Origin of the sequence: Paraniabella aurantiaca, from assembly GCF_050309965.1 — a bacterium.
Taxonomy (GTDB): domain Bacteria; phylum Bacteroidota; class Bacteroidia; order Chitinophagales; family Chitinophagaceae; genus Niabella.
Window position 1 is genome coordinate 598,586 of record NZ_JBLOSY010000003.1, and the last position, 20,270, is coordinate 618,855.

Genomic DNA, 20,270 nt, shown 5'->3' on the forward strand with positions numbered 1-20,270 from the left:
CTTAACGAGCTGCTGCCTTAAACAACCAGGAGTCTTCCAGGGCCTTAACAGTTACCGTTGCTCCGGCAAAAGCAGCTGCTGTTATATTGGGTTGCGCTAATGCCACTTTAATTTTCTTTGATTGCAGGGCAACTTTTCCCTGCATTAACAAAAATATCTCGGCAGTAGCAATATCAATTGCAATGGTTTCACCTTTCTTCAGCTGGTAAGAACTCAGGGTAAAATCTTTAACAGGCGCTTTGTAAGATTGAACCAATTTGCCTTTAGCCGGTTTTAATATTTTAGGATGGGTTGCTTCACAACGGGTGTGTTTTAACAACTCCACGGTATCGATATGTTTTGTAGTAAGCCCGCCGCGCAATACATTATCGCTGCTGGCCATAATTTCCACATTCTGCCCTTCAAGATAAGCATGCGGCACGCCTGCATCCTGGAATATAGCCTGGCCGGTTGTTAAGTGTACTAAATTGAAAAAGTATACCGAGAAAATGCCGCGATCAATAACGCCGGGTCTCCCGAATGTTAAAGCAGCCCTTGCAGCCCAAAAGTCCTCATTTGTTTTTTCAAGCCGGCCGCTTTGATATAATGGGATGATGCGCGCCAACAATGGTTGCAACAAAGCATTCACTTCGTCCTGCGGCATTTCCATCGACAATTTATACAACCCGGCGTAACCTTTCTTTTTAAACACAGCTTTGAACTTTTTCAATTCTTTTACTTTGTCCAATACAGCCAAAAGTTCCTCCTCCGGCTTAAATCCGTGCAACAGGTAAAACTCACTCATAGCCACCATTAACTCCGGCTTATGATTCGCGTCCTTATAATTTCTGTCAGGCGCCGTTAACGGCACTCCTGCTTCATTTTCTTTTTCAAAATCAATGGCGGCCTGTTCTTTGGAGGGATGTACCTGTATCGACAACATGTCTTTTACGTCCAATACTTTTAAAAGATAGGGCAGATTCCCAAAACGCTTTAATACTGTTGAACCTAATGCAGCGGCCAGATCTTTTTCAATATAATCTCTTAACAGTACCTGCGTTCCATTCGCAAGGGTTATTTTACAATCTGCCTGCGGATGCACGCCCAGCCAATACTCAGCAAATGGTTCCAGGTTTGGATTTTCAATCTGCAATAAGGATGGAATGTAAGAAGTGCCACCCCAATCGTAATGTTTAATACTTCCGGTTAAAGACGCTAATTGTTGCATAGAAATATTGTAGTAAATTCAGGTAAAGATAAGCATGGCTATTCATAACGACATCGGCAAAAACGGAGAATTCCTCGCTGCTGCTTTTCTTGAAAGCAAAGGTTACACGATTGTTTGTAAAAACTGGCGTCATTCTCATTATGAAATTGATATCATTGCCAACAAAGGTAAAAAGCTGCATTTCATAGAGGTAAAAACGCGCAGCTCTGCACTTTACGGCCACCCCGAAGACAGTGTAACCAAAAAGAAATTCAGGTTTCTTAAAAATGCAGCGGACGAATATCTATTTTTAAACCCGGGTCATCGATGGATCCAATACGATATCTTATCTATCACCTTTCAAAAAGACGCTCCTCCGGCGTATTTCCTGTTGGAGGATGTGTTTCTTTAAATCTTATGAGTATTGAGAAAACGATCTATTGTGTTGTGTTTGAATGAAATTTTGTGTAGGTTTGTTTCCTTTGAAACCCACTCAAATAATAAACGAAAAAACATGAAATTTTTAAGCATTGCCTGCATTGCCGCCACCATGGCCCTGATCAGCTGTAAAGATGGTGGAAAAGAAGTAGCTTCAACACCTTTCTGCTCTGATACTACCTGCCTTACCGAGCCTTTGAAATTTGAATCAGCAGTTGCCGGTAAGCCTTTTGTACGCATAAACTTTAAAGATTGCCAGATTGATTCCATCCATTGGGAAAAAGGCGGCATGGGTTTGATTAAAGACATTATTTTCAGCGAATTTATACCGAACGCCGTTAAACCGTCTAAACAGTTCATTAGCTGCGATATTGTTGAAGGGAAATATGCCTGGCTTAAATTTAACGATTGTGCTACCGGACGTGGATTTTTGATCAAGCTTCCTTTTGAAAAAGCAGGAGGTAGTACCGACAAGTATACCAGCGCGATCAACAATTTTGATCCGAAGTTTAAAATAGAAAATGGCCTGGTGGCTTATTACGACAATACGTTTATTTATGTTGTAGACATCAATACCGGTCAAACTGCAAAACAGTTGTTAACTGACCAGGGTGTAACAGATATTGATTACAACAATATACATGGCCTGATTGATTCGGTAAATATTACTAAAGCCAATATTTATGCTAAACTCAACGTTGATAAGAAAGAAGTGATCCATAACAATCCACTTACTTTTAAGTAAATGTGGAACTCCTATAAAAGAGGATTTAAAGTTTATCTGCAGTTAGAAAAATCGCTTTCGGATAATTCTACGGAAGCATATTTGCGGGACCTGGAGAAACTGATACAATTTCTCGAAATAAAAAATATACAAAAAAATCCTGCAGCTATCACGCTGCAGGATTTGCAGTTTTTTATACAGTGGATTGGCGAACTGGAAATGACAGCCACTTCCCAGGCACGTATTATTTCAGGCATCCGTGCTTTTTACAAGTATTGTATTGTAGAAGATATAGTAACCGAAGACCCTACCCTTTTATTGGAAGCGCCTAAAACCCGGCGGACCTTGCCCGATGTGCTAAGCTTCTCCGAGATCGAGGGTATTATTGCACAAATAGACCTGAGTAAACCCGAAGGTGGCCGCAATAAAGCCATACTGGAAACTCTTTACAGTTGTGGTCTGCGCGTAAGCGAAGTGGTTAACCTGCGCATATCGCAGCTATACCTGGATGTAGGCTATATTCGTGTAACCGGCAAAGGTGATAAGGAGCGATTGGTACCGATTGGTGACGCTGCCACTAAGTATATTAATATTTACCGGCAAAACATCCGCAACCATATCGCGGTTAAGGCCGGCAACGAGGACATTCTTTTTTTAAACAAACGCGGACAAAAGCTCACCCGTGTGATGATCTTCCTGATCATTAAAGACCTGGTTCAAAAAGCAGGTATCAAGAAAACGGTTTCCCCGCATACATTCCGTCATTCGTTTGCAACTCATTTAATAGAAGGCGGGGCCAACCTGCGGGCTGTTCAGGAAATGCTGGGGCATGAAAGCATCACCACTACAGAGATCTACACACATCTTGACAAAGAATTTCTACGCAAAACACTGGAACAATTCCATCCTTCTTTCCGCTAATTATTTTCGATCATGCTAACCTTTCAGTGCATTGTATGTTGTACTGTAGCATGTAGCTCATTGATATTCGCTACTTTTATCGAGTCAAAATAAAAAACAAACCACACATGAAGAAAATTGTACTGTCAGTCGCGTTCTTATGCGCGTTATCGTATGCCAATGCACAGATAAAAATGCCCGCGCCCAGTCCGGCACAAACCGTTAAACAGGAGTTTGGATTATCCAATGTAGAACTTTCTTACAGCCGCCCTGTAAAAAAAGGCAGGAAGATATTTGGCGACCTGGTTCCTTATAACGCAGTTTGGCGTACCGGCGCCAATGGAGCCACTACCCTCACTTTTGGTGACAATGTAATTATCGGGGGCAAAGAAATTCCTGCAGGCAAATACGGACTGTTAAGCATTCCGGGGGCTACCAGCTGGACGCTCATTATAACAAAGCAAACTGACGTTACGAGTCCTTCAGCTTATAAACAAGACCAGGATGTAGTAAGAGTAACCGCTAAAGTAAAACCATTAAATACAAACGTTGAAAATTTCACAATCCAGTTTGACAATATCCAGCCTGAAAGCTGCGAACTGGTCATCAGCTGGGACAAATCAACGATTAGCCTGCCCATCAAAACCAATGTAGATGCAACAATCATGGCTTCCATTGAAGAGTCCATGAAATCAGATAAACCAGCTTATTTTCAGTCTGCTTTTTATTACCTCGAAAGCGGCAAAGATCTGAAACAGGCAGAAACATGGTTCGCCAAGGCTGTGGAAGCACAACCAAACGCTTTCTGGATCCGTTATCAGCAGGCGCGTACTTTAGCCAAGCTTGGTAAAAAAGCACAGGCAAAAGAAGCGGCATTAAAATCGAAGGAATTAGCCAATGCAGCCAACAACCAGGATTATGTAACTTTAAACAACAAACTGATCAGTTCATTAAAATAGATCGCCCATGAAAAAACGTCTTTTGTTGTGTATGTTGGCATGCCTTATCCTGGCTAGTATTGTGCAGGCGCAAAAAGCATACACGTTAAAGTTTAATCCGCCTAACGGAAGCCAGTATGGAGTGGCATTGGTTAGTCAAACCAAAATGATCCAAAATATAATGGATATGAATATGGATATGAATATGGATTACACCCTTAACAGCACCTATCGCATCTCTACAGAAGGCAATAATAAAAAGCTGACCCTTGTGTATGACCAATTGAATATGGACATGCAGATTATGGGGCAGCAGGTAAAAATGAGCAGTGATGACGCCGACACTTCCAATGAGGTGAGTGCCGCTTTCAGAGCATTGAAAGGTCAAAGTCTGTCTCTTGTAATGGATGCGTATGGCAAGGTATTGAAGATTGAAGGTGCTCAGGAAATGCTTGATAAAATTGAAGGAGTTGCACAACAAAAGGAGGCTATGAAAGGTGTGGTAGGTGAAGAAGCCTTAAAGAATATGATTGAGCAGTCTTTTGGCTTTTATCCTAAATCCCCCGTCAAAACGGGCGATTCATGGACAACAGACATGAGCCTGAAACAGCCCTATATAATAGCAGGCTCGGCCACTTACACATTGGTTAAAGTAGAAGGCAAAAAGGCGTTTATAGACTTTACAGGCCAACTGGCAACCGATAGCAGTTCTTCTATAACCACTAACGGGATAGAAGTTGGCTTTGCCATCGAAGGCGCATTTTCGGGGAGTACGGAGGTTGATATAGACACAGGCATGCCACTAAAATCTTTCATACAACAAAAGATGAAAGGCAATATAGAAGCGGCCGGTCAAAAGATCCCCATGGCGGTAAATTCAGACATAACAATAACTACAGTGCGAAAACCATAGTCATTATTGCAGGCATAAAAAATGGGCTTCGGTTTTCGAAGCCCATTTTTTATTATGTGTAAGGGAATATACAATACTCCTCTAACTGCTTATTTCTTTAATTGAAAGGTCTCTAAGAATTTAGTATTAAAGTTTCCATTAATAAAATCTTCATTTTTCATCAATTGAAGATGAAAAGGAATAGTAGTTTTCACCCCTTCAATAACGTATTCGCTCAAAGCCCTGTACATGGTATCAATAGCTTCTTTCCGGGTACGGGCTACGGTGATCAGTTTGCCAATCATTGAATCGTAGTAAGGAGATATGGTATACCCCGCATAAACATGGCTATCTACTCTTACGCCATGACCGCCTGGTACATGCAGGTTGGTGATTTTGCCCGGAGACGGACGGAAGTCGTTGAACGGATCTTCTGCATTAATACGGCATTCAATGCTATGCATATGAGGGAAGTAATCGTTACCGGATATTTTTTCACCCATCGCAATTTTAATCTGTTCTTTGATAAGGTCAAAATTGATCACTTCTTCTGTTACGCAATGCTCTACCTGTATGCGGGTATTCATTTCCATAAAGTAGAAATTGCGGTGTTTATCTACCAGGAACTCGATGGTACCTACACTTTCGTAGCCGATAGCAGCAGCAGCTTTTTTAGCCGCTTCACCCATGGCAGCGCGCAGTTCATCGGTCATAAAAGGAGAAGGAGATTCTTCCACCAGTTTCTGGTGACGTCTTTGAATAGAACAGTCGCGTTCACTCATATGACATACGTTACCAAACTGATCGCCGGCAACCTGTATTTCTATATGGCGGGGTTCTTCAACAAACTTCTCCATATAGATACCATCATTCTTAAAAGATGCTGCAGCTTCCATTTTAGCAGTATCATACGCTTTCTCCATTTCGCTCTCGTTCCAAACAATGCGCATTCCTTTACCACCGCCACCTGCAGTAGCTTTTAGTATAACCGGGTATCCTACTACTTTAGCCAACTCTTTCGCTTCTTCGATACTCTCCAGTAAACCTTCTCCGCCGGGCACAACAGGCACACCTGCTTTGATCATGGTTTCTTTTGCCGTAATCTTATCCCCCATTTTATTGATCATATCTGCTGTAGGGCCAATAAATTTTATATTGCTTTTATTGCAGATGTCAGCAAATTTCGCATTTTCAGCCAGGAAACCATAGCCCGGATGCACCGCATCGGCATTGGTAATTTCGATGGCAGCCATAATATTAGGGATATTCAAGTAAGACTCTGAACTGGCCGGGCGACCAATGCAAACCGCTTCATCTGCAAATTTTACGTGTAAGCTTTCGCTATCGGCCGTAGAATACACAGCAACCGTTTTAATACCCATCTCCCGACAGGTTCTAATAATGCGTAAAGCAATCTCACCCCTGTTGGCTATTAATATCTTTTTAAACATAATTTTTAAATGTGCTAATATGATAATGTGCTAATACGATAATTGACATCGCACATCTGTTTATATAAAAAAACTAAGAATATAACTAAAAGGATTTTTCCTTCTGGAGGTCGACAAAATCTTATTCAGAATTTTGCTGATCTCTTCTAATTTGATAAGTAAGTCAAATGCTGAAGGATATTCTTTGGAGTATTCACATAATGTGAGCCAATACTGAGCTTCATCGGCTTCTTTCGCCGATATCTTTATCTTGTGTATAAAGTCTGCTTTACTTTCACAATTTTGAGCTTCAAATGCATTGGCTCCAATAGACGTGCCCGACCTGAATAGCTGCTTACTTATTGCAAACTTTTTGCTCTCATCCAACCTGCCACAGTAATCAATAATTAACAAAGAAAACTCGAAACTCAGCTTTAAGATCGGATTTTTCTCTATAAGGTCTTTTTGCATAAACCAATTTTATGATTAGCATATTAGCAAATCAGCTCATTATCTCATTATTATGCAGTCTCCACTTCAAACAAAGGCTGATCAAACTCAACCGGGGAAGCATCATCCACTAATATTTTAACGATCCTTCCGCTTATTTCACTTTCGATTTCGTTAAATAACTTCATTGCTTCTATCACGCACAGTACTTTGCCGGGAGTAATGATATCTCCTTCTTCTACAAAATTTGATTTATCAGGTGATGGTCTGCGATAGAAAGTTCCTATCATCGGGCTTTTAACAATGGTATTATTGCTGGAAGGCTCAGCTTTTGCTTTCTCAGCAGAAGCCGCTGCTGCCGGAGTTTGCGGCGCTGTTATTTGTGCAGGCGCTACCTGAACCGGTAAACTCTGAACAGGAAAAGGAGGTGCTGATACAACTTGTGTAATCGCTTCCTCTTTTTGCTTGATCGTTAATTTAAAATCCTTCTGCTCTATATTTAATTCTCCGATATTAGATTTATTGATCATCTTGATCAATTCCTGAATTTGCCTAAAGTCCATACTTTTCAATTTGACAGCTTTGGGGGTTAATACAATTTTTTCTGTAACAGCGTTCGAAGCGAACAACTAAGGTAAGTAAATCAATAAGATTAACTGCAGATTTCTGCTAATTTTTGGCACAGCGGCCCCATAAATAAAAATGGCCCTCAACCTGTGCTGATCAGAGCCATTTTTAAATATACTTATGATTAATCTTTTACACGTTCTACGTACTCGCCTGTCTTCGTGTTTACCCTTATTAATTCACCTTCGTTTACGAATAAAGGCACACTAACTGTAGCTCCCGTTTCAACGGTAGCGGGCTTTAAAGTACGCGTAGCGGTGTCACCCTTCAAGCCGGGCTCTGTGTAAGTTACCAGCATCACAATTTTATCAGGCAACTCTACACTTACAGGCTGCTCTGTTTCCGTATTAATGGCAATGGAAACCTCCTGGCCTTCTTTCAGAAACTGTGGCGCATCAATCAGGCCCTCAGCTACGCTCATTTGCTCAAACGTACTGTTATCCATAAAGTTGTAGCCGGTTTCGTCCTGGTAAAGGTATTGATACTCTCTTTTCTCAACTCTAACAGGGAAAATATTGTCTCCCGAGTTCCAGGTTTTCTCGATCGTTCTGCTATTGTCTACACCTTTCAGTTTCGCCCAAACTTTTGCAGCTGCACGAGCTGTTTTGTTTTCGCCAAACTCAACTACCGAGTAAAGGCTACCGTCCAGTTTGATGATCATGCCACGGCTGATATCTGCAGTATTTGCCATTATAATTTTTTTTAGGGCGCAAATATAGCATTTTTCAATAGCCGTCTGTAAATAATCGCAGCCTATGTAAAGAAGAGGAGAAAAAAAACAAGCTTGGATATCGTATTAAATAAATCTATATTTATATATTTTCTACAGTTTTTTGAATTTTAGTAGAATTATTGTTATGTTTACAATTAATTAGTATTTATTTAATATGATAAACTAGTATAAAATAAACCAAAAACAAAGTAAGTCATACTAAATAACATCACATTATGTGCAATTACTATATAAATCTCGTTTTTTAAACATTTTTTTAAAACTTTAAACTAAAGTAAATGAAAGGAAAACTTCTTTTAGCAACCAAAGCTCTTTTCATCTCAACTGCAATTTTTGCACAAACAGAACCGGAAACTGAAGAACCCAAAGGCGAATTACAAATTAACGGGTCGGTAGATGCTTACTATCGCTATAATTTCGCCAACGCCAAATCAACAGGCGCGTTTAACAATAAGACCAGCTTTACTAACTCGCAAAACTCTATCGAACTGGGAATGGCTTCATTGAAAGCCAGCTACACCAAGGGAAAGGCTGGCGTAGTAGTAGACCTTGGGTTCGGTACGAGGGCTACCGAATTCTCATATGTAGAGTCGGGTATTTTACAAGCTATCAAGCAAGCTTATGTAACTTATAATCCAACAGATAATATCAGGATATCAGCAGGTAAATGGGGAACCCACCTGGGCTATGAAGTATTAGACCCGCAACTCAACCGTAACTACAGTATGAGTTATATGTTTTCCTATGGACCGTTTTCACATACAGGATTGAAAGCAGATTTTACGTTAGGAAACGGTTTCGGATTAATGGCGGGTGTCGCCAATCCAACCGACTTCCTCTCGGCTTCGTTCGCAAAAAAGAATGCCATAGCACAGTTTAGCAAAACATCGGAGCATGTGAATGCATTTTTAAACTATGTGGGCGGTAAAGACACGGCAGGCAACAACATCAACCAGATAGGTCTTACAGCAACGGCTAAGATCAGCGATATGTTTTCACTGGGTTATGATGGAACCGTTAAAATGATTGACCCTGTAGGCGGTGGTTCGGGCAAATGGTGGGGATCAGCCTTATACTTAAATCTTGACCCAACCGAAAAATTTGGTATTACCCTGAGAGGTGAATATTTTGACGATAAAGATAAAGGTCTTGTTTTTGGAACCTATGGAGATGCAAACCCCACAGGAACTTCAATAACACAGGCTACCTTGTCGTTTAACATCAAACCGGTTAGCGGTCTGGCCATTATTCCTGAGTTCAGGATCGACAGCGCCAAAGACCCTATATTTAAGAAAAATGATGGTAGCGATACCAAAAGTGCTGCATCTTTCCTGGTGGCTGCAGTATATTCATTCTAGTACTTTGTTTTACACTGCTTATAGAAAAAACCTCCTGCTTGCGGGAGGTTTTACTTTTTAGATATTAATAGCGCAGTTGACCCATTCACCGTCAAATGACGCATTATATTTTTTATAAAAATTAATAGCAGGCTCATTCCAGTCCAATACCTGCCAGCACATCCGGTTCAGTCCCTTGTCCCGGGCCTCAGCAATTAAGGCCTCGAATAATAATTTCCCCACTCCCTTTCCCCTCATCTCTTCTGTAACTAATATATCTTCCAGATACATAGCCTGTCCCTTCCAGGTAGAGAACCTGATATAATACAAAGCAAAGGCCACTATCTTTCCCTGGTATTCTGCCACAAAACCCCACCACACAGGATTAGCGCCAAAGCCGCTTTCTAAAAAATGCTCCCGGCTTACGGTAACCTCTGACGAAGCCTTTTCATAATCGGCCAGCTCCTGCACCAGCTCTAAAATGCGTGGGCAATCAGGTGCCTCGGCACGGCGTATTTGTATGTTGGATGTCAATTAGTGAGTAATAAGTAATGAACGATGAATAATAAGTGATGAGTAACTAACCCCGGAACCTTAAACTGCAAACCCTGAACCTTAATATGCCCAGTCAATAAGTGTGGCGCCCCAGGTGAATCCGCCGCCGAAGGCAGCAAGTACCAGCTTATCGCCTTTTTTTAGCCTGCTCTCCCACTCCCACAAACATAAAGGAATAGTGGCCGCTGTTGTATTGCCGTATTTTTGAATATTGATCATCACCTTTTCTTTAGGCAAGCCAATGCGATTGGCTGTTGCATCAATAATACGCAGGTTGGCCTGATGCGGTACGAGCCATGCAATATCATCACCCGTTAAGCCGTTTCTTTCCAAAAGCTCTGCACTTACATCAGCCATTCCTTTCACAGCAAATTTAAATACAGTCTGCCCTTCCTGGTAAGCGTAGTGTTCGCGATTGGCCACTGTTTCAGCACTGGCCGGATAAGCACTACCGCCGGCCTTCATTCTTAAATACTGAGCTCCGCTCCCATCACTTTTAAGAAGACTGTCTTTTATTCCCACCCCATCCTGGTTAGGCTCCAGTAAAACGGCACCGGCGCCGTCACCAAAAATAATGCAGGTAGTCCTGTCTGTATAATCAACAATAGCGCTCATTTTATCAGCGCCTACTACTATTACTTTTTTATAGCGACCGCTTTCAATAAAGGCGGCGCCCTGCGTGAGGGCGTACAGAAAGCCTGAGCAGGCTGCAGACACATCATAGCCAAAAGCATTTACTGCGCCTATTTTATGTGCTACGATATTTGCAGTGGCGGGGAACACCATATCCGGCGTCACAGTTGCAACAATAATACAATCTACTTCTGTAGCATCAATACCACGCTTTTCAAGCAAACCCTTTAGAGCCGGCACAATCATTTCACTCACCCCTTTTCCTTCTCCCTTCAAAATCCTTCTTTCCTCAATACCTGTTCGGGTACGTATCCATTCGTCGCTGGTTTCCACTATTTTTTCAAGATCGAAATTCGTTAGTTTATCCTCTGGAACATAGCCATTAACTGCTGTGATTGCCGCTGTAATTTTGTTCGCCATTGCTTTCTTAAAATATTTTGCCGAAGTACCCCTTCGGGGATGCCAAAGGTAACAGAATTTATGATTTTGTGATTTGAGATTTAGGATTTCTGATTGAAGATTGTTCAAACAACAATTGCCGGAAGAAAAGGCAGGTACCTAAAGCATTTTAAATGATCGCGCCCCGGAGTTTTATTATTGAGAATTTGTGATTTAGCGTTCGATATTTGATATTTGGCAAATGATCAGCTATTTAAAAGGAACATTTGCCCATATTACACCGTCAACGGCTATAGTAGATATAGGGGGCATCGGATATGAGGTTAACATCAGTCTGAATACCTATTCAAAAATCCAGGACCTTGAAAAAGGCCTGTTATATACACATGTTATTATAAAGGAAGATGCCCACCTGCTTTACGGATTTAGTGATACGCAGGAAAAAGACATATTCCTATTATTAATAAGTGTGTCCGGTATCGGCGCGAACACGGCAAGACTGATTCTTTCTTATATGAAGCCCGAAGAAGTAAGTTCGGCTATTTTACAGGAAGACAGTAAAGCGCTGGAAAGAATAAAGGGAATAGGCAAGAAAACAGCGGAAAGAGCGGTTTTAGAACTAAAGGACAAGATCGGTAAACAGCATACGGATATTATTGTAACCCTGGGAAAATCAACGGTATCTTCAGTAAAACAAGATGCGCTTGAAGCATTGTTAGCATTGGGCATTAATCGTCAGCAGGCCGAACAAAACCTATCGAAACTGCTGCAGGCAGAACCGGAACTTGCACTGGAAGACCTGATCAAGAAAGTATTGAAGGGGCTGTAGCGGGATGCGGATGCTGGATGGTAGATACTGGAATGTTGGATACTGGATATGGGTTACTCTACAATCACTCAATATTCAATACTCACCACTCATCATTCCCTATTCACCATTCCCTATTGACTATTCTCATCACTTCCGCTTAAAATCACCACGTTTCCAGGCATTAATAAATTCTGCCCAGGCGGCAGGGCTAAATATATTCATCGGTGGTATTTGCCCCTGGTAACGGGCGCGCTGAAATACGTTATTCAGCTGGCGATTGGTCATTTCTCTTCCATCCTGTGGCAATTTGGCCAAATATGCCCTCCTGGCTTCCGGGGTATTAGCCTTGCGCAATATTTCCAGTTCATCTTCTGCAATAGGTACGTTCACAAAGTCTCTCGCGAACTGCTCGGGGGTAGGCCGGGGCCTGATAATCGCCACAGGCAGGAATGCAGTATCCTGCACCAAGGTTTTCACAATACTGTACTGGCTGCCTTTTAATGTATCCGGAACATGAACGGAACCAGGCAAAAAGCTAACGTGCGAAAATTCGATCACATCACCCTTTAATACAGCAATTGAAAAGACCCCCTCATTATTAGTGATGGTTCCTCTTTTGGTACCTTTTACAGTTACGCTCACTGCCGGAATGGCCTCCAGGCTATCAGCAGTCATGATTACCCCGAAAAGCTGAACAACAGAATCACGGGCTTTTTCAAATTGCGCGTTTACCGCGGTTACCCCCATTAAAAAGCTAACTAAAAACAATATCTTCTTCACTGCGCCAAAATTAAGTACATGATTTTTAATTAAGACAACAATTTGGCTGCATTGGTGTTTAACTTTGGCATTTATATTTGAATTTAACATAAGCTTTAATAATGACGAAGGAAAAAGTATTGGATGCGTTAAAAACAGTATATCATACTGGCAATGAAAAAGATATTGTAAGCGCGGGTATTGTACAGGATCTGAATATTGAAAAATATTATATTTCGTTCAGCCTTATCGTAGACACTAACGATGCCGACATGAGGTTAAAGCTTAAAAGCGAAGCTATTAAAGCCATTAAAGAACAGGTCAATAAGGATGCGATCATAAAAGTAGCATTTCAAAATAAGCCGGTAGCAGAAACTGCTTATGAGCAAGAACAAAACGCACCGCTTTCGGGTGTGAAAAAAGTAATTGCAGTTATAAGCGGCAAAGGCGGTGTAGGTAAAAGTACCGTATCAGCCAACCTGGCCCTGGCCCTGGCAGAATCAGGCGCCAAAGTAGGCCTCATGGATGCGGATATTTATGGCCCTAGCGTGCCTATAATGTTTGGAGTGAGGGGAGAACGGCCTTTAATGAAAGATGTAAATGGCAAGGGAGTGATTGTTCCGCTGGAACGATTTGGTATCCGGCTCCTGAGCATAGGGTTATTAGTAGATGAAAGCAAAGCCGTAGTTTGGCGCGGCCCTATGGCCAGCAGCGCCATAAGACAGTTTGTTACCGATGTGGATTGGGGAGAGCTGGACTATCTTATTGTAGACATGCCCCCGGGCACGGGTGACATACACCTTACCTTGTTGCAAATGATCAAAGTTTCGGGCGTTGTGATTGTGAGTACACCGCAGGATGTAGCCCTGGCAGATGCGAAAAAAGGGATTGCCATGTTCGGGCAGGCGCAATTAAACGCGAGAATACTGGGATTGGTAGAAAATATGAGTTACTTCACACCGGCAGAATTACCGGACAATAAGTACTATATTTTTGGAAAACAGGGCGCTCAGAAGTTAGCGGAACAATACGAATTACCCTTCCTGGGAGAAATACCACTGGTGCAAAGTATTCGCGAAGGTGGTGATATAGGCATACCGGTAATGGTAAGCGATGACGAAGTAAGTAAAAAAGCTTTCAGGGATTTGGCAAGAGAGGTTAGCAATGCTATATAATACGCTCATAGCCATGATTAGTTATACGTAGATGTATGGACGGGAATGTCTTAACCCATAATATTAAAAGTATTAAATTTACATTAAACGTTTTTCGTTATGTATACAACCTATCATTTAGATTCGGCACAGGACATGAATGTTGATATTATCAATTCTATAAAAGCAGCATTTAAGTCGAAGCCTATCAAAATTATTATAACTGAAGATGACACAAATGACGAGCTTGAAGAGAGCTTAATAAATGTTTTAGAGAACCGAATGAAAGACAATGACGATGAGTTTATATCTGCGAAACAGTCGCTGACTCATTTAACCCAAAAATATGGCCTATAGTATTGTTATCTCTAAAAGGGCTGTAAAAGAAATAGAAATTGCGATTGATTATTATGTAAAACATAGCAGTCAAGCTCCATCAATTTTTGTTCAGGAGCTGGAAACTGCTTATGAACTGCTAACTCATACTCCTCCTACCCGCTTATATTACAAAAATATAAATGGCTTAAAACTAAAAAGGTTCCCATATATACTTTACTTTCTTATCGATGAAAATAAGAAAATCATAAAAGTACTGGCCTGTTTTCATAATAGACGAAACCCTGATTTAAGACCGGATTTATAACGACCAATTAAAAACGCGGCCAACCAGAAAGTTTAAACAATCACAGACAATTACTTTGTTTTCAACACCAGACTCAAACCAGCTGTACATGAAGCTATATCGATAGCAGGCCTTACACCCAGTGAAAGATCGCCTGACACGTCAAAATCACTCAAATGTGCATCCACCGTGGCGTCTATAACATTTAACCCCCAGGCCACTAGAAAGTATAAGCCCGAATAGACCATGTTCTTTCTCGAATCATCCCTGATACTTCTCAACATTTCAAGTCCCCGCCCATCACCCAGATACAATTTCACAACCCGGTTCAATGCAAAGTAACCGGTTGAATCTTTGGGATAGTTACCGTCACTCACTAAATAATCACCAACCCGAACACCTGCCTGAAATTTTTTGTACCAGTTAAGATTCGAGACAAACAAACCGCCGGTTAAACCCAATGCACTATACACAACCGGCACTTTCCATGCCTTTCTATTATATACCTGTCCCCAGCCGGGTAATACTGCTGATCGAATGGCGGCCTTTTGAGGCATGTGTTCTTTTTTGGTTCTAAACTGGCCGTCTTTGTGTTGGGCCATTAGCAAATGCGGTAGAAGTAGCAATGCTGCAACGGTAATAGTTAGTTTTGCGTACATTGAACAAATAAAACATACAATTACTTTACACCAAGTTAAAGTTACCGCTCCGCTATTCTATTTAACAAAATATAGTTTTATGATTAACGACATCACAACGTTTCAGTAACAGAAAACAAAAACGCCCTACCAAGTAGAGCGTCTTCAATAATATCGATATAATACTTTCTATAACCCCAATACCTCTTTCATCGTAAAAATCCCTTTTTTATCTTTCAGGAATTCTGCAGCTACTACCGCACCCAGGGCAAATCCCTTGCGGCTATGTGCTGAATGTGTAATAGTGATATCATCTATTTCTGATGTATAACGGATGGTATGGGTTCCCGGATCAGGATCAATTCTTTTACTAACGATCAGCAACTCATCGGGCTGAGGCGCTGTATCATTTACCCATTTCGTCATGGCCTGGTAGGTCTCCATTACCCCCTCGGCCAATGTAATGGCCGTTCCACTGGGAGCATCCTTTTTCTGGGTGTGGTGTATTTCCTCTAATGATACATTGTATTCTTTGTGAGGATGCATTAATGCTGCCAGCTTTTTATTGAGCTCAAAAAACAGGTTCACGCCTACACTGAAATTACTCGCATATATAAATGCCCCGTTTTTATCCGCACACAACTGTTCTACCTCCGACATTTTATCCAGCCAACCGGTAGACCCGCTGACAAGAGGTACCCCCAATTCAATTGCCTTCCGGATATTTTCATAAGCCGTATGCGGTCCGGTAAACTCAATCGCCACATCCGCCTTCGCTATGTTTTCCTGGTTAAAATCTGCAGTGTTAGACTCATCTATCTTTAAAACAACTTCATGTCCCCTTTCCAGTGCAATGGCTTCAATAGCTTTTCCCATTTTACCATAGCCGATCAATGCAATCTTCATAATTTCAATAATATTTTATAGCCGGTTTTATTTAACCCTTAATATCAAACTAACGCCCGCAGTTTGTGCCATTTCACTGTAGCCGGGGTGTATCTTAAATGTCAGATCGGGAGATACATCAAAGCTGCTCAAATGAGCGCCCACTGCTGCTTCCACCACATTCAAGCCCCATGCAATAATAAAATAGATGGCTGCATAATCCACATTTTTCCTGAAATAGTCCCGGTTAGTACGTAAGTATTCCGGCTGAATTCCCTGGCTTCCCTCAAAAAAAACACGCTTCAGGCTTTCATACACTTTGCCATATGCAGCACTTCCCAACGTATCATTGCCCTGCTGTATATTAATAGCCACCCGATATGCATATTTTGTACGGTTGTACCAGGTAATGTTATTAACGAATATGCCACCCGTTATACCCAGCGCAGCATATATAACGGGTACTTTTACATACCAGAGCTTTTTATTATAGATCTGTCCCCAACCTGGCAGAATTGCAGACCTGATTGCCGCTACTCTTGGGATACGGGCATTGGGATCTCTTAATTTAGCACTATCTGTTTCCCTGAAAGCGGGATTTTTAATAGTGGGTTTTACGACGGAGTCCTTTGCTGCCATGATCTGGCGTGCAACTGTCGTATCAACAGTTTGCGCATGGACAGCCCCCACAAGCAACAGTGTGCATAATAAAGCAGAAAGAAAAAGTTTTGTAACTACATGCATGGTGCAAATAAAATACAGATTAATCTATTGCCACGTTAAAGTTAGTCGATAGACACGTTAAAGTTTTGCAACAGCTTATTGAGTTCTTCTACCGAATAATAATCAAAAGTAATCTGTCCGTTGCCTTTAGAACTATGTTTCAGCTTTACACGGGTATCAAACTGGGTGGCCAATTTATCTTCAATGCGTTGAAATGGTGAAGACAAACTGCTTTTGGCCGTTCTCTTAGCAACCCCGTTTTCTTTGTATAAATTTCTTACCAATTCTTCCGTTTGCCTTACAGACAAACCTTTCTCTTTTATTTCTTTAAATATAAATAACTGCCTGTCTACTGTATCTACATTGATTAAAGCGCGGGCATGTCCCATAGAAATGACGCTGCTTCTCACAGCCAGCTGAATATCCGGCGGTAGTTTCAGCAACCTGATAAAGTTGGCCACGGTGCTCCGGTCCTTACCCATTCTTTCAGCCACCTGGTCCTGTGTATACTCCAGCTCGTCCATCATACGTTTATAGCTTAAAGCAACTTCAACCGCATTCAGGTCTTCCCGCTGTAAATTCTCCAGTAAAGCCAGCTCCAGCAATTCGGCATCATTAGCCTGCCTTATATAAGCCGGCACTTCCTTCAGTCCTGCTATCCTGGAAGCGCGTAAACGGCGTTCCCCCGCAATCAGCCTGTATTTACCGTTTGCCATTTTAGAAACGGTAAGTGGCTGAATAATGTCATGGATCTTGATCGACTGAGCCAGTTCCTGCAAAGCCTGTTCGTCAAAATCGGTACGGGGCTGTTTAGGATTGGTTTCGATTTCCGCAACAGGGATCTTCGAAATATTAGTTGCCGCTTCTACTACCGTTTTCTTTAAGTCACCGGTGCCACTTTTCAACTCGGCATCAATACTACCCAGCAGCGAACGAATACCTTTTCCTAATGCGTCTTTATTTGATTTTTGTGTAGCCATTTTTAGTTGGTATGTTGACAGGTTTAAAAGTTGACAGGGTTCATCCTTTTCAACTTATCAACCTTCTAACTTGTTAACTTATTCCAATATTTTCTCCTCGTTTGGAATTTTTGTCAGGTTATTCTTTTGTAATATTTCTTTGGCCAGGTTCAGGTAATTAACAGACCCCTTACTATTACCATCGTACAGTATTACCGGCTTACCAAAACTGGGGGCTTCGCTCAGCTTGGAATTACGATGGATGATCGTGCTGAATACCAACTCATCAAAATGCCTGCGTACTTCATTAACCACCTGGTTGCACAAGCGCAGGCGGGCATCATACATGGTCATCAGGATCCCTTCGATTTTCAGATCCATATTGAGGCGACTTTGTACAATCTTAATAGTATTCAACAACTTCCCTAACCCTTCTAACGCAAAAAACTCGCACTGCACAGGCACTACTACCGATTGGGCGGCAGTCAATGCATTTACGGTTATTAAACCAAGGGAGGGAGAGCAATCGATCACGATAAAATCATAATTATCCTGTACTGCTGCCAGTATTTCTTTCAGCACCGTTTCCCTGTTGGGATAATTAATCATTTCTATTTCAGCACCCACCAGGTCTATATGCGAAGGGATCAGATCCAGGTTGGGAATATCGCTTTTCAGGATAACATTTTGAGCAGGGGTTTGATTGGCCATACAGTCGTACAGGCTCTGCGTTATATTTTGCAGATCAAAGCCTACCCCCGTGGTGCTATTTGCCTGTGGATCAGCATCTACCAGCAACGTTCTATATTCCAGCACTGCAAAACTGGCAGCCAGGTTTATAGCCGTTGTGGTTTTACCTACACCACCTTTTTGGTTTGCAACTCCAATTATTTTTGCCATAATTTTTTACCCACGAATAAAGATTAATAAGATGAAAAAACTCATCGATCGCGGCGAAACGCAAATGTAAACTTTTTGGGTCAACTGTTAATTAGATTGTATCCTCCCGGTTGTACTTCTTCGTTAATATTTAAAGGGAATTCTGTCTTAAAACGTCTACCCATATATAATTCCCCGGTTTTCTCCTGAAAGCTTATTGCCCAGGAGGGAACTGCCGTCTGTTTTTTGTTCACTTTTTTGTGTAATTCCTGAATAAAAAATTTGATGTACGTTTGATAACAAAATAATATAATATGCGCAGTGGGCCTTTCTGGTGGATACTTATCGTAGCAATGATATTGATCGACCTGTACGTATTTTTCTCCGTTCGGTCACTTTTTGTTTCAGGCACCAAAGGCAGAGCCATTTTCACCATAGCTTATTGGGCTTTTTCAGCAATTGCGCTGGTTTTATTGATATTCGTTTTACCTTATTTCCAGGCCAGCGAGCAGCATAAGGCATTGAGAAGTATCCTTTTTGTGCTGGTATTTGCTTTATTCCTGGGTAAATTAATAGGTGCATTGTTTTTCTTTGTTGACGATCTGCGTCGCGCCGTACAATGGATTGCCGGTAAAATCTTCTCCCCTAACAATGAGATCAGTGAGATTGCCGGCACTACAGGTGACCGTATATCCAGGTCATCATTCCTGACCTGGCTGGGTATCATTTCCGGCGGCACTATGTTTTCATCCTTCATTTATGGGTTGAGCAATAAGTATAATTACCAGGTAAAGAATGTAAAAATCCCATTTGCCAACCTGCCAGCAGCTTTTAAGGGTTTAAAGATTGTGCACATTTCCGACATTCATACAGGCAGCTTCACCAATTACAAGGCCGTAAACAAAGGCATCGATCTTATTCTGAGTCAGAACCCCGATCTCATACTTTTTACAGGAGACCTGGTGAATAACAAAAGCAATGAAGTAGGCGAATACCAAAAAATATTCAGTCGTCTTAAAGCGCCAATGGGCGTTTACTCGGTATTGGGTAATCATGATTATGGCGACTATGTACAATGGAAAACACCGGCTGAGAAAGCCCAAAACCTGGACGCCCTGAAAAAGATACATGCGGATATGGGTTGGCGGCTGTTGCTGGATGAACACCTGCCCCTGGAAAAGGACAATGCCACCATTGGCCTGGTTGGCGTACAAAATATCAGTGGCAGAGGTAGCTTTCATAGCTATGGCAGCCTTGCTAAAGCTATGCAGGGAGCTGCCAATTATCCGTTTAAAATATTGATGAGCCACGATCCGTCGCATTGGGATACAGAAGTAAGTACCAAATTCACAGATGTCGATCTCACCTTAAGTGGCCATACCCACGGCATGCAGTTTGGCGTGGAAATACCAGGTTTCAAGTGGAGCCCGGTACAATATGTATATAAGCATTGGGCGGGCTTATATGAGCAACAGCACCAAAAACTCTATGTAAACCGCGGATTCGGATTCATAGGATACCCTGGCAGGGTGGGTATTCTGCCTGAAATTACCCTGATAGAACTGGCGTAGACAAGCATTAAAAAACCTACATTTGTT

24 protein-coding genes are annotated in these 20,270 nt (G+C 41.7%); 11 read left to right on the forward strand and 13 right to left on the reverse strand.

The window, feature by feature from the left end:
- Window position 1: 1 nt before the first annotated feature.
- A complete protein-coding gene (gene manA, locus ACLOAU_RS25870) occupies window positions 2–1,207 on the reverse strand; it encodes a mannose-6-phosphate isomerase, class I (protein ID WP_427864810.1) in 1,206 nt (401 codons plus the stop codon).
- 34 nt (window positions 1,208–1,241) lie between these two features.
- On the opposite strand from manA, the gene ACLOAU_RS25875 reads away from it, so the two are divergent.
- From ACLOAU_RS25875 to ACLOAU_RS25895, 5 genes are all read left to right on the forward strand, one after another.
- Window positions 1,242–1,598 (forward strand): YraN family protein, encoded by a 357-nt coding sequence (locus tag ACLOAU_RS25875; protein ID WP_427864811.1) that lies wholly within the window; start codon window positions 1,242–1,244, stop codon window positions 1,596–1,598.
- A gap of 102 nt (window positions 1,599–1,700) precedes the next feature.
- Window positions 1,701–2,369 carry a hypothetical protein gene (locus ACLOAU_RS25880; RefSeq protein ID WP_427864812.1) on the forward strand — a complete coding sequence of 223 codons (669 nt, stop codon included), beginning with the start codon at window positions 1,701–1,703 and terminating at the stop codon, window positions 2,367–2,369.
- Window positions 2,370–3,269 carry a site-specific tyrosine recombinase XerD gene (gene xerD, locus ACLOAU_RS25885; RefSeq protein ID WP_427864813.1) on the forward strand — a complete coding sequence of 300 codons (900 nt, stop codon included), beginning with the start codon at window positions 2,370–2,372 and terminating at the stop codon, window positions 3,267–3,269.
- Window positions 3,270–3,376: 107 nt separating this feature from the next.
- Window positions 3,377–4,207, forward strand: coding sequence for a DUF2911 domain-containing protein (locus tag ACLOAU_RS25890; RefSeq protein WP_427864814.1), 831 nt, complete (start codon window positions 3,377–3,379; stop codon window positions 4,205–4,207).
- A gap of 7 nt (window positions 4,208–4,214) precedes the next feature.
- A complete protein-coding gene (locus tag ACLOAU_RS25895; protein ID WP_427864815.1) occupies window positions 4,215–5,099 on the forward strand; it encodes a DUF6263 family protein in 885 nt (294 codons plus the stop codon).
- Between the two features lie 89 nt (window positions 5,100–5,188).
- Here the strand turns inward: ACLOAU_RS25895 and accC are convergent, their stop codons facing one another.
- From accC to efp, 4 genes are all read right to left on the reverse strand, one after another.
- Window positions 5,189–6,529 carry an acetyl-CoA carboxylase biotin carboxylase subunit gene (gene accC, locus ACLOAU_RS25900; RefSeq protein ID WP_427864816.1) on the reverse strand — a complete coding sequence of 447 codons (1,341 nt, stop codon included), beginning with the start codon at window positions 6,527–6,529 and terminating at the stop codon, window positions 5,189–5,191.
- Between the two features lie 60 nt (window positions 6,530–6,589).
- Window positions 6,590–6,979: a four helix bundle protein gene (locus ACLOAU_RS25905; protein ID WP_427864817.1), complete on the reverse strand. Its 390-nt coding sequence runs from the start codon at window positions 6,977–6,979 to the stop codon at window positions 6,590–6,592.
- 50 nt (window positions 6,980–7,029) lie between these two features.
- Window positions 7,030–7,521: an acetyl-CoA carboxylase biotin carboxyl carrier protein gene (accB, locus tag ACLOAU_RS25910; protein WP_427864818.1), complete on the reverse strand. Its 492-nt coding sequence runs from the start codon at window positions 7,519–7,521 to the stop codon at window positions 7,030–7,032.
- Between the two features lie 188 nt (window positions 7,522–7,709).
- Complete coding sequence (efp, locus tag ACLOAU_RS25915) at window positions 7,710–8,276, reverse strand: elongation factor P (RefSeq protein WP_427864819.1); 567 nt, start codon at window positions 8,274–8,276, stop codon at window positions 7,710–7,712.
- Window positions 8,277–8,596: 320 nt separating this feature from the next.
- Here efp and ACLOAU_RS25920 point away from each other — a divergent pair, with 320 nt between their 5' ends.
- Window positions 8,597–9,676, forward strand: a complete 1,080-nt coding sequence (locus tag ACLOAU_RS25920) for an outer membrane beta-barrel protein (protein WP_427864820.1) — start codon at window positions 8,597–8,599, stop codon at window positions 9,674–9,676.
- A 57-nt stretch (window positions 9,677–9,733) separates the two neighbouring features.
- On the opposite strand, the gene ACLOAU_RS25925 is transcribed toward ACLOAU_RS25920, so the two are convergent.
- Both ACLOAU_RS25925 and ACLOAU_RS25930 read right to left on the reverse strand, forming a co-directional pair.
- Window positions 9,734–10,189: a GNAT family N-acetyltransferase gene (locus ACLOAU_RS25925; RefSeq protein ID WP_427864821.1), complete on the reverse strand. Its 456-nt coding sequence runs from the start codon at window positions 10,187–10,189 to the stop codon at window positions 9,734–9,736.
- Between the two features lie 81 nt (window positions 10,190–10,270).
- Window positions 10,271–11,263, reverse strand: a complete 993-nt coding sequence (locus ACLOAU_RS25930; RefSeq protein ID WP_427864822.1) for a beta-ketoacyl-ACP synthase III — start codon at window positions 11,261–11,263, stop codon at window positions 10,271–10,273.
- A gap of 220 nt (window positions 11,264–11,483) precedes the next feature.
- Here ACLOAU_RS25930 and ruvA point away from each other — a divergent pair, with 220 nt between their 5' ends.
- Window positions 11,484–12,071 carry a Holliday junction branch migration protein RuvA gene (ruvA, locus tag ACLOAU_RS25935; protein WP_427864823.1) on the forward strand — a complete coding sequence of 196 codons (588 nt, stop codon included), beginning with the start codon at window positions 11,484–11,486 and terminating at the stop codon, window positions 12,069–12,071.
- Window positions 12,072–12,200: 129 nt separating this feature from the next.
- Here ruvA and ACLOAU_RS25940 read toward each other — a convergent pair whose 3' ends face one another.
- Entirely contained in the window at window positions 12,201–12,833 is a 633-nt protein-coding gene (locus ACLOAU_RS25940; RefSeq protein ID WP_427864824.1) for a carboxypeptidase-like regulatory domain-containing protein, read from the reverse strand.
- 101 nt (window positions 12,834–12,934) lie between these two features.
- Between ACLOAU_RS25940 and ACLOAU_RS25945 the strand changes: the two genes are divergently transcribed.
- The 3 genes from ACLOAU_RS25945 to ACLOAU_RS25955 all read left to right on the forward strand — a co-directional run bounded on the left by ACLOAU_RS25945 (window position 12,935) and on the right by ACLOAU_RS25955 (window position 14,609).
- Window positions 12,935–13,987 (forward strand): Mrp/NBP35 family ATP-binding protein, encoded by a 1,053-nt coding sequence (locus ACLOAU_RS25945; protein WP_427864825.1) that lies wholly within the window; start codon window positions 12,935–12,937, stop codon window positions 13,985–13,987.
- A 99-nt stretch (window positions 13,988–14,086) separates the two neighbouring features.
- Window positions 14,087–14,323 carry a hypothetical protein gene (locus ACLOAU_RS25950; protein WP_427864826.1) on the forward strand — a complete coding sequence of 79 codons (237 nt, stop codon included), beginning with the start codon at window positions 14,087–14,089 and terminating at the stop codon, window positions 14,321–14,323.
- On the forward strand, window positions 14,313–14,609 hold the full coding sequence (locus ACLOAU_RS25955) for a type II toxin-antitoxin system RelE/ParE family toxin (protein ID WP_427864827.1): 297 nt from the start codon (window positions 14,313–14,315) through the stop codon (window positions 14,607–14,609). Before ACLOAU_RS25950 ends, ACLOAU_RS25955 begins: the two co-directional genes overlap by 11 nt.
- A gap of 50 nt (window positions 14,610–14,659) precedes the next feature.
- Here the strand turns inward: ACLOAU_RS25955 and ACLOAU_RS25960 are convergent, their stop codons facing one another.
- The 5 genes from ACLOAU_RS25960 to ACLOAU_RS25980 all read right to left on the reverse strand — a co-directional run bounded on the left by ACLOAU_RS25960 (window position 14,660) and on the right by ACLOAU_RS25980 (window position 18,693).
- Window positions 14,660–15,247 carry a DUF5683 domain-containing protein gene (locus ACLOAU_RS25960; RefSeq protein ID WP_427864828.1) on the reverse strand — a complete coding sequence of 196 codons (588 nt, stop codon included), beginning with the start codon at window positions 15,245–15,247 and terminating at the stop codon, window positions 14,660–14,662.
- A gap of 168 nt (window positions 15,248–15,415) precedes the next feature.
- Complete coding sequence (gene dapB, locus ACLOAU_RS25965; protein ID WP_427864829.1) at window positions 15,416–16,132, reverse strand: 4-hydroxy-tetrahydrodipicolinate reductase; 717 nt, start codon at window positions 16,130–16,132, stop codon at window positions 15,416–15,418.
- A 27-nt stretch (window positions 16,133–16,159) separates the two neighbouring features.
- Window positions 16,160–16,855, reverse strand: coding sequence for a DUF5683 domain-containing protein (locus ACLOAU_RS25970; RefSeq protein WP_427864830.1), 696 nt, complete (start codon window positions 16,853–16,855; stop codon window positions 16,160–16,162).
- A 41-nt stretch (window positions 16,856–16,896) separates the two neighbouring features.
- A complete protein-coding gene (locus tag ACLOAU_RS25975; RefSeq protein ID WP_427864831.1) occupies window positions 16,897–17,814 on the reverse strand; it encodes a ParB/RepB/Spo0J family partition protein in 918 nt (305 codons plus the stop codon).
- Between the two features lie 78 nt (window positions 17,815–17,892).
- Window positions 17,893–18,693 carry a ParA family protein gene (locus ACLOAU_RS25980; protein WP_114791680.1) on the reverse strand — a complete coding sequence of 267 codons (801 nt, stop codon included), beginning with the start codon at window positions 18,691–18,693 and terminating at the stop codon, window positions 17,893–17,895.
- Between the two features lie 293 nt (window positions 18,694–18,986).
- Here ACLOAU_RS25980 and ACLOAU_RS25985 point away from each other — a divergent pair, with 293 nt between their 5' ends.
- Complete coding sequence (locus ACLOAU_RS25985) at window positions 18,987–20,243, forward strand: metallophosphoesterase (RefSeq protein WP_427864832.1); 1,257 nt, start codon at window positions 18,987–18,989, stop codon at window positions 20,241–20,243.
- Window positions 20,244–20,270 lie beyond the last annotated feature (27 nt).